The 15,219-nt window shown below is 43.6% G+C and carries 13 protein-coding genes; 5 read left to right on the top strand and 8 right to left on the bottom strand.

Annotated elements, in window-relative coordinates:
* Positions 1–3: 3 nt before the first annotated feature.
* Genes rlmD through cysM form a run of 3 tightly spaced genes read right to left on the bottom strand, consistent with a single transcriptional unit; the run spans position 4 to position 3,179 of the window.
* Positions 4–1,401 carry a 23S rRNA (uracil(1939)-C(5))-methyltransferase RlmD gene (gene rlmD / locus FTU83_RS05575; protein WP_180105888.1) on the bottom strand — a complete coding sequence of 466 codons (1,398 nt, stop codon included), beginning with the start codon at positions 1,399–1,401 and terminating at the stop codon, positions 4–6.
* A 6-nt stretch (positions 1,402–1,407) separates the two neighbouring features.
* On the bottom strand, positions 1,408–2,226 hold the full coding sequence (locus FTU83_RS05580; protein ID WP_180105887.1) for a 3'-5' exonuclease: 819 nt from the start codon (positions 2,224–2,226) through the stop codon (positions 1,408–1,410).
* Between the two features lie 32 nt (positions 2,227–2,258).
* Positions 2,259–3,179, bottom strand: coding sequence for a cysteine synthase CysM (cysM, locus tag FTU83_RS05585; protein ID WP_180055878.1), 921 nt, complete (start codon positions 3,177–3,179; stop codon positions 2,259–2,261).
* A 153-nt stretch (positions 3,180–3,332) separates the two neighbouring features.
* Here cysM and FTU83_RS05590 point away from each other — a divergent pair, with 153 nt between their 5' ends.
* The 5 genes from FTU83_RS05590 (at position 3,333) to rsfS (ending at position 9,257) form a co-directional block, all read left to right on the top strand.
* A complete protein-coding gene (locus FTU83_RS05590) occupies positions 3,333–6,140 on the top strand; it encodes an ATP-binding protein (RefSeq protein WP_180105886.1) in 2,808 nt (935 codons plus the stop codon).
* Positions 6,141–6,251: 111 nt separating this feature from the next.
* On the top strand, positions 6,252–7,040 hold the full coding sequence (locus tag FTU83_RS05595; protein ID WP_180039859.1) for a crotonase/enoyl-CoA hydratase family protein: 789 nt from the start codon (positions 6,252–6,254) through the stop codon (positions 7,038–7,040).
* Positions 7,041–7,072: 32 nt separating this feature from the next.
* Positions 7,073–7,942 (top strand): NAD(P)-dependent oxidoreductase, encoded by an 870-nt coding sequence (locus tag FTU83_RS05600; RefSeq protein WP_180039857.1) that lies wholly within the window; start codon positions 7,073–7,075, stop codon positions 7,940–7,942.
* Between the two features lie 42 nt (positions 7,943–7,984).
* Complete coding sequence (locus FTU83_RS05605) at positions 7,985–8,782, top strand: hydroxypyruvate isomerase family protein (protein WP_078191282.1); 798 nt, start codon at positions 7,985–7,987, stop codon at positions 8,780–8,782.
* 73 nt (positions 8,783–8,855) lie between these two features.
* Positions 8,856–9,257 carry a ribosome silencing factor gene (gene rsfS, locus FTU83_RS05610; protein WP_078191283.1) on the top strand — a complete coding sequence of 134 codons (402 nt, stop codon included), beginning with the start codon at positions 8,856–8,858 and terminating at the stop codon, positions 9,255–9,257.
* 92 nt (positions 9,258–9,349) lie between these two features.
* Here rsfS and FTU83_RS05615 read toward each other — a convergent pair whose 3' ends face one another.
* From FTU83_RS05615 to FTU83_RS05635, 5 genes are all read right to left on the bottom strand, one after another.
* The gene (locus tag FTU83_RS05615) at positions 9,350–9,967 is read right to left on the bottom strand and encodes a hypothetical protein (RefSeq protein ID WP_168378723.1); all 618 of its coding nucleotides are present in this window, start codon (positions 9,965–9,967) and stop codon (positions 9,350–9,352) included.
* A gap of 13 nt (positions 9,968–9,980) precedes the next feature.
* The gene (locus FTU83_RS05620; protein WP_180105885.1) at positions 9,981–11,312 is read right to left on the bottom strand and encodes an ammonium transporter; all 1,332 of its coding nucleotides are present in this window, start codon (positions 11,310–11,312) and stop codon (positions 9,981–9,983) included.
* Between the two features lie 346 nt (positions 11,313–11,658).
* The gene (locus tag FTU83_RS05625; protein WP_078191286.1) at positions 11,659–13,113 is read right to left on the bottom strand and encodes an NAD(P)(+) transhydrogenase (Re/Si-specific) subunit beta; all 1,455 of its coding nucleotides are present in this window, start codon (positions 13,111–13,113) and stop codon (positions 11,659–11,661) included.
* Between the two features lie 3 nt (positions 13,114–13,116).
* A complete protein-coding gene (locus FTU83_RS05630; protein ID WP_180008997.1) occupies positions 13,117–13,437 on the bottom strand; it encodes a proton-translocating transhydrogenase family protein in 321 nt (106 codons plus the stop codon).
* 11 nt (positions 13,438–13,448) lie between these two features.
* Entirely contained in the window at positions 13,449–14,576 is a 1,128-nt protein-coding gene (locus FTU83_RS05635) for a Re/Si-specific NAD(P)(+) transhydrogenase subunit alpha (protein WP_078191288.1), read from the bottom strand.
* Positions 14,577–15,219 lie beyond the last annotated feature (643 nt).

Genomic DNA, 15,219 nt, shown 5'->3' on the forward strand with positions numbered 1-15,219 from the left:
GCTTCATAACTTTTGATCGTTTATCTGATTTTCTTTTTCGAACAAAGCAATCGATTCGACATGCCCTGTATGGGTAAACATGTCCATGACACCCGCTTTTTTCAAACGGTAGCCTTGTTGTACCAGCATTCCAGCATCGCGTGCTAGTGTTGCAGGATTACATGACACATAAACGATTCTTTTTGCACCAAATTGGGGCACATAACGCATTATTTCTTCTGCACCAGAACGTGGTGGGTCTATCAATAATGCATCAAATCCTTGTTTTGCCCAAGAATGATGCGAAAAATCTTTTGTTAAATCTTGTGAATAAAATTTCAGTTGCGAAAGGCCATTGTTTTGTGCATTTTCTGCACCACGCTGAACCATTTCTGCACTCCCTTCAACTGCAACGACTTGACCCGTTGAACCCACACATTGAGCAAGTGGTAAAGAAAAGTTTCCTAAGCCACAAAACAGATCTAGAACTCGCTCACCTTGTTGTAACTGAAGCAATTCACATGCCAGTTTCACCATTTGCGGATTAATCGTGGAATTCACTTGCGTGAAGTCTTGAGGATTAAAGCCAAATTCCACAGCAAAGTCACTTAGACCATAGTGCAGACGCATCGGTGCATCGGGATGATCCACGCGATGTAAGCTGTCTGGCCCTTCAGGTTGCAAGTACAGTTGCCACTCTTTATGTAACGCAAATTTTACTAATTGGTTGACATCTTCCGCGCAAAGTTCCGCCGTATGACGAATTAGGAGGGCAATTTCTTGATCTCCCATGGCCAGTTCCATATGCCCAATATCTGCTTTACCTTGCAGACTTTGTAACAATTGTTTGAGTGTGGTGATGGAGCCAAACTCACGATCCAACACCATACAACGGTCAATCGAAGTCAGTTTATTTGACTGGCTTTCACGAAAGCCAACCACAAGCTTATCTTTTGCAGGTAGGTAACGCACACCAATACGTGCTTTGCGACGGTAGTCTTCACGCAATGAACGTAAAGGAGCTAACCATTGATCAGGTTGTATCCCAGCAAAATGTTGCAAATGTGATTGTAAAACATCTTGTTTTAAACGAATTTGCTCGTCGGGATGAATATGCTGCATGCTACACCCACCACAAACCCCATAATGTGGGCAGGCCGGTTTAACCCGTAGAGCAGACTCTTCACTCAGTAATTCCAGACTGTCTGCTTCTTCGAGACGCTTAACGACATTAGTAATACGCGCACGCACCGTTTCACCCGGCAAGGCATAACGGATAAAGACTTTCTTACCGTGTTTTTCTGCAGGATGATCTGGATGCGTCCCAAAGTGCGCTATGCCTCGCCCCTCATGTGAAAGCGATTCAACCTGAAATGTATAAATGGGTTGTTGGGCTTTTTGGGGTTTGGCTTTGTGTTTCATGCGTACCTAATGTGTGGAAGATGGGAAATCAGATTGGGTGAATTCGGTACGTTGCGAGGTTTGCTGCCATACCAATAAAAAGTCAGCGTGTTGCGGCTGAGTTTGTAAATATTGAATCGTACTTTGAATCAAGTGCTGATGATCATTTAACAATAACTGTCCTTTCAGCAACAGCCAGCGTAAATAAATCAACCATGTATTGAGCACATCACCTTCACAGTAGCTGGTCAGTTCCATCCACTGTTGTTCACGCACATATTCAGGCACATGGTAGCCACCATCACCACGTTTACCAGGGAAACCAAGTAAATGTGCTGCATCGTCAAGTTTTTGAAAATGACGACCATGGAACATGGCCATGACATCCATCAAATCTACATGACGATGATGATAACGATTCTGGTAGTTATTATAGCGCTTTTGCGTATCAATCTCGCCCTGATCGAACAAACTTGGTGCAGATAATCCGTGATACATGGCACGGAACAAAATCACAGGCAAATCAAACTGCGAACCGTTCCAACTGACCAAGGTCGGATGACGCTTTTCAAAAATAGAAACGAATTTTTTTAAAATTTCAGCTTCGCTATTGTCTTCACGGCTAAATGAAAACAACTTCATGCCCTTTTCATCAATCCATAGTCCAGAGATACAGACAATTTCATGCAAGGCCAAACGCTGAAAATCCGTGCCCACCTCTTGGCGACGCAGTTTAGTCAGCGCTGCATCTAAATCCACCTCAGGCAGATCCAGTCCATACAAATGCGCACCTGACTTCAAATCTGTCAGTGTTTCGATATCAAAAATTAAAACAGGTAAACGCATAAGTACTCACCAGTGCCGTTCGGCCACTGTAATTATTCAGGATCAACAACAGAGAATAGACCAGTAGACAAGTAACGGTCACCACGGTCACATACGATGCAAACAATCACGGCATCCGGATTTTCTTCAGCCAATTTAACTGAAGCCCATACCGCACCACCCGATGAGGTACCTGCACTGATACCTTCTGTACGTGCTAAACGACGAGCCGTTTTTTCCGCTTCAATTTGCGGAATATCCATAATGCGATCAACACGTGAAGGGTCAAAAATCGTAGGAAGATATTCTTGTGGCCAACGGCGAATACCAGCAATGTTTGAGCCTTCAGACGGTTGTAAACCGACAATTTGAATATCCGGATTTTGTTCTTTTAAATATTTCGAAATCCCCATAATGGTCCCGGTGGTTCCCATTGAGCTGACGAAATGTGTAATTTTACCACCTGTTTGTTTCCAAATTTCAGGCCCAGTAGTAAGGTAATGTGCTTCCACATTGTCTGGGTTACCAAACTGGTTTAGGACTAAACCTTTGCCGTCTTTTTCCATTTGAAGGGCAAGATCACGTGCTTCTTCCATGTTTTCTGATTCGATCAGTTCAGCACCGTAGGCACGCATGGCATCTTTACGCTCTTGGCTAGAACTTGCGGGCATGATCAAAGTCATTTTATAGCCACGCATTGCTGCAACCATGGCTAAAGCAATCCCCGTATTTCCGCTCGTCGCTTCAATCAACGTATCACCCAGTTTAATCTGACCACGCTTTTCCGCTTGCATAATCATGTTATATGCAGGGCGATCTTTGACCGAACCCGCTGGGTTATTGCCTTCTAACTTGGCTAATACTGTTGCTTGAGTATGACTTGCCAGACGCTGTAAACGCACTAACGGCGTGTTGCCGACGTAATGGTCTAATAAAAAATCGTCTGCTTGAAAATCAGGGGTTGTATTACTCATTATTCACACCTATATCGAGGTGCGCCTATTGTATGAAAAAATGCCTTTGCCTGCACCCATTTGCCTCGCTTTTTCGCGAAAGTGATTAAAGCGCAATCAGTTTTAAATAATCCATGCTAATATTCGGGGCATAAGGAATAAACTGCTTAAACCATGTCAAATATCAACAAAAAGCTTTTTAAACGCCTACACTTAAATCATGCCTATGGTCAGTTGATTGCACTTATTTTCGTGCCGATCACCATTTTGGCCTGTGTCGGTGCAATGTTGGTAATAACAGAAACCTCCAATGCAGCCAAAGCACAACAAAAACAAATGGCTGTCGCGATCCTGACGCGCTATCAACCCACGTCAGAATCTGCCATAGAGTTACTCAACCATTATCCGTGGCAGTTTGATCAAGCTCGTAATGCCATGCAAAGCATGTTGAACGAAAAACATTTGATTCGTGCTGCGATTATAGATTTCAAAGGCAATAACCGCCTGAGCATTGGCTTTCAAGATCAAGCTATTTGGCCTGCTTTTGACAGTAAAGCATCTTTTATTGGACCAATTCCACATCAGGGTAACCATGTTTATGCCCTGAAAATTTCAGATTCAACCCAGACGCCGGCATGGTTAAGCATTGAACTGGATAATCAACCGCTGCAAATTGCCCGCTATCGCGTGTTAATCGTGTTGATTGCAACAGGCTTATTGACGCTCTTATTACTTTTGCTGTGTTTGAATTTTTATTCACGTCGTTGGATCGCACCAATGTACGAAATTCGCATGCAGTTACAACGTTTAAATGCCGACACCCTAGATCAGCACATGATCATTAACAGTACTGGCGAACTCCGTTTATTACAGCGTGATATTGCCAATGTTGTTAAACGCTTACATTTCAGCTTTTTAGAACTACGTGAACATACCGAACAAACGGAAGATGACTTAAGACGCACGCTCGATACTTTAGAGGTGCAAAACATCACCTACCGTCAAGCACGTGACCAAGCAATCCATGCCAATCAGTCGAAGTCGGTGTTCTTAGCCAATATTTCCCATGAACTGCGCACGCCACTTAACAGTATTGATGGTTTTATTCATCTTTTACTGCGCCAAGGCAACCTCAGTAATGAGCAAAATTTATATCTACAAACGATTCGTAAATCTTCTGCGCATTTATTGGCTTTAATTAATGACGTGCTCGATTTCTCCAAAATTGATGCCGGCAAACTAGAACTCGAAACTGCGCAATTTGACTTAGAAGAAGCCGTCTTTGATGTGATGGATATGTTGTCGCCATTGGCAGCGCAAAAGCATATTGATATGACCTTCTACTATGCGGACAATGTGCCGAAATTTGTGGTCGGCGATGCCCTACGCTTCAAGCAAATTTTGACCAACTTAATTTCAAATGCGATTAAGTTCACCCCAGATGGTGAAATTATTGTCCGTGTCCGTATGGAGCATGATGACATCGGTCAATGTCTGCTGCATTTTAGTGTCCAAGACAGTGGTATCGGCCTAAGCGGTACCGACCGTAAGAAACTGTTTGAATCCTTCTCACAAGGTGATGCATCTGTGACCCGTCAATTTGGCGGTACAGGTTTAGGTCTTGCCATTTCCAAACAATTGGTCAGCCTAATGCATGGACAAATTGGTTTTGAAGATAACCAAGAACGTGCCCCAACAGAAAAAGGCTCAACCTTCTGGTTTACTGCGCGCTTTGTGGTGGATGATGAAATTGAAATTGTGCATCCACAATTTAGCAATCTACAAGTTGTGTCTTATTTGGCGCACCCAGCAACTGCCAATGTCCTACGTCATTATTTAGAAAATTATGATGTTGAACATATTGAAACGCAGTCAATCCTAGATTTATTTAGCCGACTCAATCAGTTGCAAACCAACGAAAATACCTGGTTGATCGTCGATCACAGTGGTGACTCCGAAGCCTTACTGAAAGAAATTCGTCATCGTTATAGCGGTAACTTAGCGGTTTATGGCTACCAAATGATGCTCGATCCAAACATGTTGAACGAGTACCGTGCCCGTCCATTGCATCAACCACTCAGCCGTACAGCGCTGATTCAGTTGTTGAGTAATGAGCCGTGGTTTGATCAAGAGCAACATGAAGAATTTAATGGTCAAGGTCTGCACATTTTGGCTGTCGACGATCATTTACCGAACCTGATTGTACTTGAAGCCCTGCTCTCTGAGTTAAATGTGAAAACCACCAAGGCTTTGAGTGGACAAGAAGCCATTGAAATCATTCAAGCTCGCCAAGAGCAAGGTTTGGGGGCTTTTGACCTCATCTTTATGGATATTCAAATGCCTGTGATGTCAGGTGTCGATACCACGCGTGCCATTCGTTCTCTTGAGTCGACTTTTGAAAATCATAAGCGCCTTCCAATTATCGCTTTGACGGCACATGCGCTCTCTGATGAAAAACAAAAGCTTCTGCAAAGTGGTATGGATGACTATGTCACAAAGCCCATTCAAATGGATCAAATTATTCAAATCTTGACCCAATGGACTACCGATAACTTTAAGAAAGTGCCGGTTATAGAGCGCAGTTCAGTGATTGAAGCCCTAGAGCCGAGCATTTTAGATTGGCAACAAAGCTTGCAGTTGGCCGCGAATAAAGAAGACCTTGCAGTCGATTTACTGAAAATGCTCGTCGATAGCTTTGAGCAAGAAATCCATGAAATGGCACAGCTCATCGAAGATGAAGATTTTCCACAATTAGAGCATGTGCTACATCGGCTTTATGGCGCAACCCGCTATGTGGGCGCTCCGACCCTCCAAGAGGTTTCAGGTCATTTTGAGCAGTTTGTATCGACCTTACGTAAGGAACGCCGTAAAGCAGATGACGCTTTTGTCCAAGAAACCCTGAACCGTTTTGATGAGTTAAAAAATGTCATGGCTCAAGTTGAACACGCAGCTCAACAAATCTTAGCCAAACAAAATAATTAAGCACAGTCCGACTAAAGTCAGTGCCGTCCAGCTTCTGTTGTGACTGCACTGTCATGTATCCTGTCAGGGTGCATGCTATGCTCGGGCGCAGAAACAACAAGAGTAATTACCATGGCTTTATTACGTGTAGAAAAAAATAATGGCATTGCAACGGTTTACTTAAACCGTCCAGAAAAACGTAATGCAATGAGCTTTGCATTGCTCAAAGAATTGGTCAGCACCGCTGAAAAATTAAAAAAAGATCGTAGCTTACGCTGTGTCATTTTAACCGGTGAAGCCAATGTATTTAGTGCTGGCATTGATTTGGCTGACCTAAATGATCCGAAAAATCGTGCCTATGCTGCATGGGAACTGTTAAAACCCGGTCAAAGTTTATTTCAAAAAGCCTTTCTGATTTGGCAGCAACTTCCTGTGCCGGTGATTGCCGCACTTGAAGGCTTTTGTTTTGGAGCAGGCATGCAACTTGCCTTGGCTGCCGATATCCGTATTGCCCACCCGAAAACGCAAATGTCGATTATGGAAAGTCGTTGGGGCTTAGTTCCTGATATGGGCTTAACTCGCTCACTCAAAGGTGTGATAGGACTAGATTTAGCCAAAGAATTAACCTTAACAGCACGTATTTTTGACGCAGAATATGCCAAGGAAATTGGCTTAGTGACGCATTTAAATGAACAGCCTTTGCTTCAAGCGCAGCAGTTAGCCGAAGAATTATCACAACGTTCACCAGATGCCTTGGCAGCAGCAAAACAAGTGCTAGATGCCATGGAACATAGTCCAAAACGATCTTTACGTTTAGAAAAAATCTGGCAATTTAAATTACTGCTCGGCAAAAACAGCCAATTGGCACGTAAAAAAGACAAGAACCCAGAGGTTCAGTTTTTACCACGCCAATATAAGTAAAATAGTCACACAGGATAGATTGAGTACAGCACATGGCGTTTGATCGTAATACAAAAATTGCATTTCTAGGTATGGGGCTGATGGGTAGCCGCATGGCCACGCGCCTCATTCAGGCAGGATTTGAAGTTGCGGTGTGGAACAGAACTGCCGCTGCGTGTGATGAGTTGATTGCGATTGGCGCGACAGCGCTTCAATTGGAGAATATTGCCCATTATCCTGTGGTTTTATCTTGTCTCGCAGATGATGCTGTTGTTGCCGCGGTGTATGCAAGCATCGAAAATCATTTAGCGGCAGGACAAATTATTGTCGACTTCTCGAGTCTTTCTGTGAATCAAACTCATCAATTGGCTCATGCTGCAACGTTGAAACAAGTCACTTGGATTGACTCTCCTGTTTCGGGGGGCACAGCAGGCGCTGAGCAAGGCACTTTGGTCATCTTTGCCGGTGGTGATGCTCAAACGATTCAAGATTTGAGTCTGATCTACAATGTTTTATCACAACGTGTTACCCGCATGGGCGACTCAGGTACAGGTCAAGCCACCAAAATTTGTAATCAGCTGATCGTCGCTGCCAATAGCACGTTAATCGCAGAAGCCGTCGCATTAGCCGAGAAATCAGGTGTAGACACCACGTTATTAGCACCAGCACTTGCTGGTGGATTTGCAGACTCAAAGCCTTTTCAGATTTTAACTCCACGTATGGCAACGCATCAGTTCGAGCCCGTGCAATGGAAAGTTCAAACTTTATCTAAAGACCTGAATAATGCAGTCCAACTGGCTGCCCAGTTTGAATTAAGCATCCCTGTTGCCAGCCTTGCTTTATCGCAACTCAAAGCCCATCAGGACAATGGTTTTGCAGAAAAAGATTTAGCCACCATCATTCAACATGTCGAACATAACTAACGACTTTCACTTTAGAAGTAAATTGCTTCAAGGACGATATACATGACTCAGCTCGCGGTTAATTTATCCATGATTTTTACCGAAGTGCCATTGTTAGAGCGTTTTGCTTTGGCTCGTGAACACGGTTTTAAGCATGTTGAAATTCAGTTTCCGTATGAGCTGAGTATTGAGCAGATCCAAACCCAACTCACCATCAATGATTTAAGCCTGTGTTTAATCAATGTCCCTGCGGGTGATTTGATGCAAGGTGGTGATGGTCTTGCGGGAGTTCCGGGGCGTGAAAATCAATTTCATCAGGCCTTAGAGCAATGTATTCGCTATGCCACTGCGTTAAATGTACCGAGTGTCAATATTTTAGCCGGCAAACAGCCCCAAGATGCTGACTTGCTCCCATGTTTAAATACCTTGTCGAGCAACCTCAAACTGGCGTGCCACATGTTGTCTGAACATCATATTCAACCAGTATTTGAAATGATTAATGGCACTGATATGCCGCGCTTTTTGGTCCAAAATATTGCCCAAGCTCAGGAAATGCTTGAAGCTGTACAACACTCTACTTTGAAGATGCAATATGACTGCTACCACATGGCGATGATGGGTGAAGATATTCTCAGTACTTTGGCAGAAAATATTCAGGATATCGGTCACATACAGTTTGCTGACTGTCCGGGGCGACATGAACCTGACTCAGCGCAGATTCCATTTGCAGAGATTTTTAAATGGTTAGATCAAAGCCAATATACAGGTTACATCGCGGCTGAATACCGACCACGAAGCAACTCATCACATTCTTTTGCGTGGAAAGACAAATACTTCCCTCATTTAGCCAATGGTCAATGACGTGTTGATTTGAAATTCAGCAACAAAACCGCTATATTAGATCATGTATAATTGTAAGGAAATCATACCCTCTATGAATTTAGAACCATCGCCCAGCGCTTCTAATTCTCTCGATCTCGCAAAATCAACGCAAATCAAAGACGTACAAGCTTGCTTAGCTGTTGTACGTGAAGCACTTGAAGATGTAAAAGCCAAAGATATTATTGAACTTGATATCAGCACTATCAGCAACGTAGCAGATGCGATTGTTATTGCGAGCGGTACTTCAACTCGTCACATTAAGTCTCTTGCAGACAACGTGGCAGAAGAAGCACGTAAAGCTGGATTCCGCCCTATCGGTGTTGAAGGCGAACGTGATGCAGAATGGATCCTGATTGATCTCGGTTTTGTAGTGGTACATGTGATGTTACCTACAGCACGTAAATTCTATGATTTAGAAAGCTTATGGCGTACAGCTCCAGAAACTGTAGCTTAAGCTTCCAGAAAAAAGCGACCTAAATAGGTCGCTTTTTTTATCCCTTCACTTTATACACGGACAATCAGCTTCATGGTGTTTTACCCCCGACACTAAAGCAGTTGGTGTAAATCCACCTCAGGATAATTGGCTTTAATTTTCAGCTTGGTTTGTGCATAAACTTGGTCTGCACGCATCGGGCCATAAAAGTCACAATACACTTCATAAATGCTCGTTAAAACTTTGGCATAACTGGTCAAAGGCAAAAACTCGACAAAACTCGCTGAATTAATTTGTGCATTTGCCGCAATTGCCAGCCCGATTTCTTCTAATTGCTGAATCACATCTTGGGTGAAATCAGCCTGATCTGTAGATTTCACCGTCAGCATGACTGACTCGATAAAGCCTAAAAAGGCCTCGCTAATGGTCTCTGCAATGAGCTCGTCTTCTTGCTCCTGCTCCTGCGGTTTTTCAACCCTTAACAGTTCCTGCTTTTCTAAGGTAGATAACTCATACAAGACTTGCTTCAGCATATCTTTACGATAAAAGCGTAGCTCTTCTGTGGTACAGATATCATTTAAGAAGCGATTTAAGACAAATGACGGTTTCATGCTGTACTGCTGCTCCCAGTGCCGTAGTGCACTGTCGAGTAAAGTCCCATGAATAAATTGTTGTAAGCCTTTTTCTAAAGCTTCGCGGCGTTGTGCCAAATTCAACAGTTCGGTGCTCATTGCATTACTCCTGTTAATGACGTTTGGTCATATCATCCGTTTCAAAAGTCACATCTTTTTGAAACTCGGGATAAGACAATTCAGCATGTTCGGTATAGTCCAAACCACGTTGTTCATGTTGCTTACTCACCCGTAAGCCACCCAACAATTTATCTAAGACCTTAAATACAATGAACGCAACGCCAAAGCCCCATAAAAAGGCTGCAATCACTCCAAGCCCTTGTATCGCGATGACATCGCCATTAAACATGTTATTTTCAAGGAAGATCCCTGCAGCCAATGTTCCCCATGCGCCACAGAATCCATGCACGGTCACCGCATCAACCACATCATCCAGTTTCATTTTTTCCATGAGCATTGGCAGGAAGGTCACCATAACACCTGTACATAAACCGGTGATGACTGCATAGAGTGGAGACATCGTTGCACAGCCTGCCGTAATGGCAACTAAACCACCCAGTGAGGCATTTATCGTGCTGCGGATCAAAATGGCTTTAGATCGGATGAGGCAGAGCAACATATATGCAACCGCGGCAGCACACGCTGCAAGATGCGTATTTAAAGCAATACGTCCTACGCTGACATTGGCATTAATGGTCGAGCCTGCATTAAAACCAAACCATGCTAACCATAAAATAAAACCACCTAATGCCACTAAAGGTAAGTTATGCCCCGGTAAATAATGGCTTCGCCCATTGCGTCCAAATCGCCCCAAACGTGGACCCAGTACGATGATGCCCGCTAAAGCCACCCAGCCGCCTATCGAATGCACCACGGTCGAACCTGCAAAATCGATAAACCCGAGTGCTTTTAACCAACCGTCTCCGCCAAATAAACTGCCCCATGCCCAACTACCAAAGACAGGATAAATCAGACCTGACACAACGGCCGCACTCACCACATAAGCCACAAAATGAATCCGCTCCGACATGGCACCACTGGCAATAGTGGTTGCCGTTGCAGCAAACATCATTTGGAAAAACAAAAGGTTCCAGTGCCAATCATCCAGTTGATCGGGTGCAAAATGACTTAAGCCAAACCAGCCCGTGGTATTGACCCCAAACATCAGACCAAAACCCACCAGCCAAAACACCAGACCACCCAAGCAGGCATCCATGTAGTTTTTCATGAGTACGTTCACGGTGTTTTTACTGCGAACTGAACCACTTTCGATCATGGCAAATCCGGCTTGCATAAAGAACACCAAGATACCGCCCAGTACCACCCAAATACTGTCGAGCGAAATACGAATGTCTTGAATATTACTGGCGATTTGCGGGTCGACTGCCCATGCAGTCGATGTCAGGACACTCAGAAACAGTGCCATCAAGTATGTTTTTTTCATGATTATTCCCCCAAGAATAACCATGCTGTGCAAAAAGAATACCAAATTTCAGACAATTAATTATTTCTCAATGCATTGCGTCACAAAACCAGTTCGTGACAATATTTTGAATCTCTGAAACAAAATTTAATGAAACAAAACAGCGCATCGATCTGCACCTTGGTTTCAAAATACGCATCAATTTGATTCAAGCACCTGATGCGCTAAATATTTGTGCACTTTTAGTGTGAAGCACCAATTAATCAAAAGCCAAGAAAATAAAAGCAAAGAAAACAAAAAACCACCCGAAGGTGGTTTAAATCTTCCTCAAACCCGCTTTATCACAGCGGGACTTTGGCAATATGGATTAATGACCGCCGCCATTAATGGCTTTTGTCATATCTTCCACAACTTTCTTCGCATCACCGAAGATCATCATCGTTTTATCGTTATAGAACAAGTCATTGTCTAGACCTGCGTAGCCTGTAGCCATAGAGCGTTTGATCACCATAATGGTACGTGCTTTATGCGCTTCAAGGATTGGCATACCGTAAATTGGAGAACTTGGATCGTCTTTTGCCGCTGGGTTCACAACGTCATTCGCACCAATCACCAGTACTACATCTGTTGCAGGGAAGTCAGAGTTGATCTCGTCCATTTCAAGAATGTCTTCATATGCAACGTCAGCTTCAGCTAAAAGTACGTTCATGTGGCCCGGCATACGACCTGCCACAGGGTGAATCGCAAAACGAACTTTTACACCTTGCTCTTTTAAGATTTCACACAATTCTTTCACGGCATTTTGTGCACGACCTTGCGCCATACCATAACCCGGTACGATCACAACGCTATCCGCATTTGACATCAAGAAGCCAGCATCGTCTGCAGAACCTGAACGGTGATTACGCTGTGCTTTTTCACCATTATCCGCCGCCGCTACTGCTGTACCACCCATTGCACCACCAAACAAGACGTTGATGATTGAACGGTTCATGGCTTTACACATGATGTAAGACAGAATCGCACCCGATGAACCAACCAGTGAACCTGCAACAATCAGCATGTTGTTTTCAAGCGTGAAACCAATCCCTGCTGCAGCCCAACCTGAGAACGAGTTCAGTAGCGATACCACCACTGGCATATCACCACCGCCTACTGGCGCAATCCATACCCAACCAAATGCAAGTGCAAGAACAGTCATTGCCCAGAAAGCATTCATGTTGCCTGTAGTGAAGAAGTAGATACCACACGCCAACATCGCAAGGAAAATTAAGGCTTGAACAGGTTTTACCCATCCACCTGAAATGGTTTTTGCCCATTTCTTCGCAGCCAATTTACCGTAAGCAAATACCGATGCTGTGAAGGTAATCGCACCAACGAAACAGCCTACAAACAATTCAAATAAATGAACTTTGCTCATATGAGCATGTTCTACACCCGCAGCTGTTAGTACTGCTTCATTTTCCGCGAATGCCGCAGTCAATTGGTTGTTATGTAGAATTGCAGCGATCGCAATCAGTACCGCAGCCAAACCGACTAATGAGTGCATCAGTGCCACAGTTTCAGGCATTTGAGTCATCGGAACTGTTTTTGCACGTGCAATACCTACGACTGCACCCAACACCATTGCACCCACAATCATCCAAATCACGGGATGATCTGCGACAAAGAATGTAGTAATTACAGCAATCGCCATTGCGATCATGCCGTAACGGTTACCTTGAATCGCAGTTTTCGGACCAGACAAACCACGCAACGTTAAGATAAAAAGAACGGCACCAATCAGGTAGAACCAATCCGCATATTCTTTAATGAATTCCATGGATTAACCCTCTTTTTTCTTTTGCTTAGGTTTAAACATTTCAAGCATACGTGCAGTCACCGCAAAGCCACCAAAAATGTTGATACTTGCAAGGAAAACGGCAACCGCACCTAAAATACTTACCACGTTAATGCTTTGGAACTGTACGCTTGCATCCACAATGCCTGGGATGCCAACGGTTTGAATCATCGCACCAACGATAATGATCGATGACAAAGCATTGGTTACAGCCATTAATGGTGTATGTAGCGCAGGTGTTACCCCCCAAACCACGTAGTAACCAACAAAGATTGCCAAGACAAAAATAGTAATCGTTTCAACCATGATGATTCTCCTTAACCACGTTTCAGCAGCACTTGGCCGCCATGAGTGACAAGTAGTGCTTTTTGAATTTCTTCTTCAGGGTTAATCGCGAAGTTCTTTTCGCTATCAAACATGGTTTCTATGAAATTCAAAACGTTACGTGCGTACAGTGCCGACGCTTCAGTCGAAACTGTTGAAGGAATATTTGGAATACCGAGAATTTTCACACCATTTGCAGTCACGACATTTTCGCCGCAAACAGAACCTTCAACGTTACCGCCAGTTTCAACCGCCATATCTAAAATGATTGAGCCCGGTTTCATTTTGGCAACGGTTTCTGCTTTGATTAAACGTGGTGCGTCACGACCCGGTAATAATGCAGTCGTAATCACGATGTCAGCATTCGATACGGCTTTATCAACAATAATCGCTTGGTCGCGAATGTAGTCTTCACCCGGCATCCAGCCATAACCATTTTTCGCAGCATCAGCTGCTTTTTGTTGCTCTTCTGGTGACATTGGTACGTCTAACCATTTACCACCCAAAGATTCAACTTGGTCACGTGCTGTAGGACGTAAGTCAGTTGCTTCAACTACGGCACCTAAACGTTTCGCTGTTGCAATGGCTTGTAAGCCTGCGACACCTACGCCCATGATCACCACACGTGCAGGTTTTACTGTACCTGCTGCTGTCATCAGCATTGGGAACATACGTTGATATTCTGCCGCAGCCAAAAGCACAGATTTATAACCTGAAAGGTTGGCTTGAGATGAAAGTACGTCCATGTTTTGCGCACGAGATAGGGTTCGTGGCAAAAGCTCCAATGCAAATGCAGACACGTTTTGTGACGCAAATTGGTCAAGTTCGGTGTTGCGGTAAGGGTCAAACATCCCTACAACGGTGGTACCCGCTGTGAGTTTTTGAATTTCGTCACCTTTAGGCGCACGAACTTTCAAAATCATTTGACTACCGGTATAGGCATCATCCGTAATTTTGGCACCAACTTGTTCATAGGCGCTATCGATGTAAGCAGCGTTTACCCCTGCTCCACGTTCAATAACGACGCTATGACCAGCGCTGATCAACTTCTTTACTGTTTCAGGCGTCGCAGCGACGCGATTTTCACCGACAACAGTTTCGGCTGGAATTCCGATCTGCATGAGCGTTCCTCAAGCTAATTTTTCTTAAGTAAACATCGCAATCCGCGATGTCTCCCCTCAGGATGTGTTTTTGTACAATTTTTGGATTCTAATTGAACTTTTTTAAAATACTACCCAATATTTATTTAATAAATACCCATATTTTGAACTCATGATTCATGAAAAGAATGGTGCGATATTTCATTTATTCAGTTTTATTTGTCGATTTATTACTCATTTTTATCCTATTTATAACTTTTTAATATTACTTAAGACCAAAAACATAAATAATTTCGCTAGTTTTAGTGCAGATTGTTTCACTGCGTTGATCATTGTGACATTTTCATTCAACCCACAATGAGCTGAACGTGTCATTAAAAATCGACTTAAGTCAGGTAGAGTCACTCTTTCATGCAGACTGCATCAGCTCGTTGACTCATTTGACAGTTTTGACGTGTTGACCTGCATTGAAAACTGACATTTTTCTGCCACAGTCTCGTCAAATTGGTCAGCTTGAATATCCGATGGATTTTTGCGCACGTTTCGGGTTTATCGAAGTCTTGCCCTCCCCACCTGATGCTTCGCCTTAAGTCTTAGAATTGACTTTTTTAGCTAAAAAAATAATTTTTTGAATATTTAGCATCATGATATCGCTACTGACTTT

It is taken from the genome of Acinetobacter sp. YH12152, from assembly GCF_013418285.1.
Taxonomy (GTDB): domain Bacteria; phylum Pseudomonadota; class Gammaproteobacteria; order Pseudomonadales; family Moraxellaceae; genus Acinetobacter; species Acinetobacter amyesii.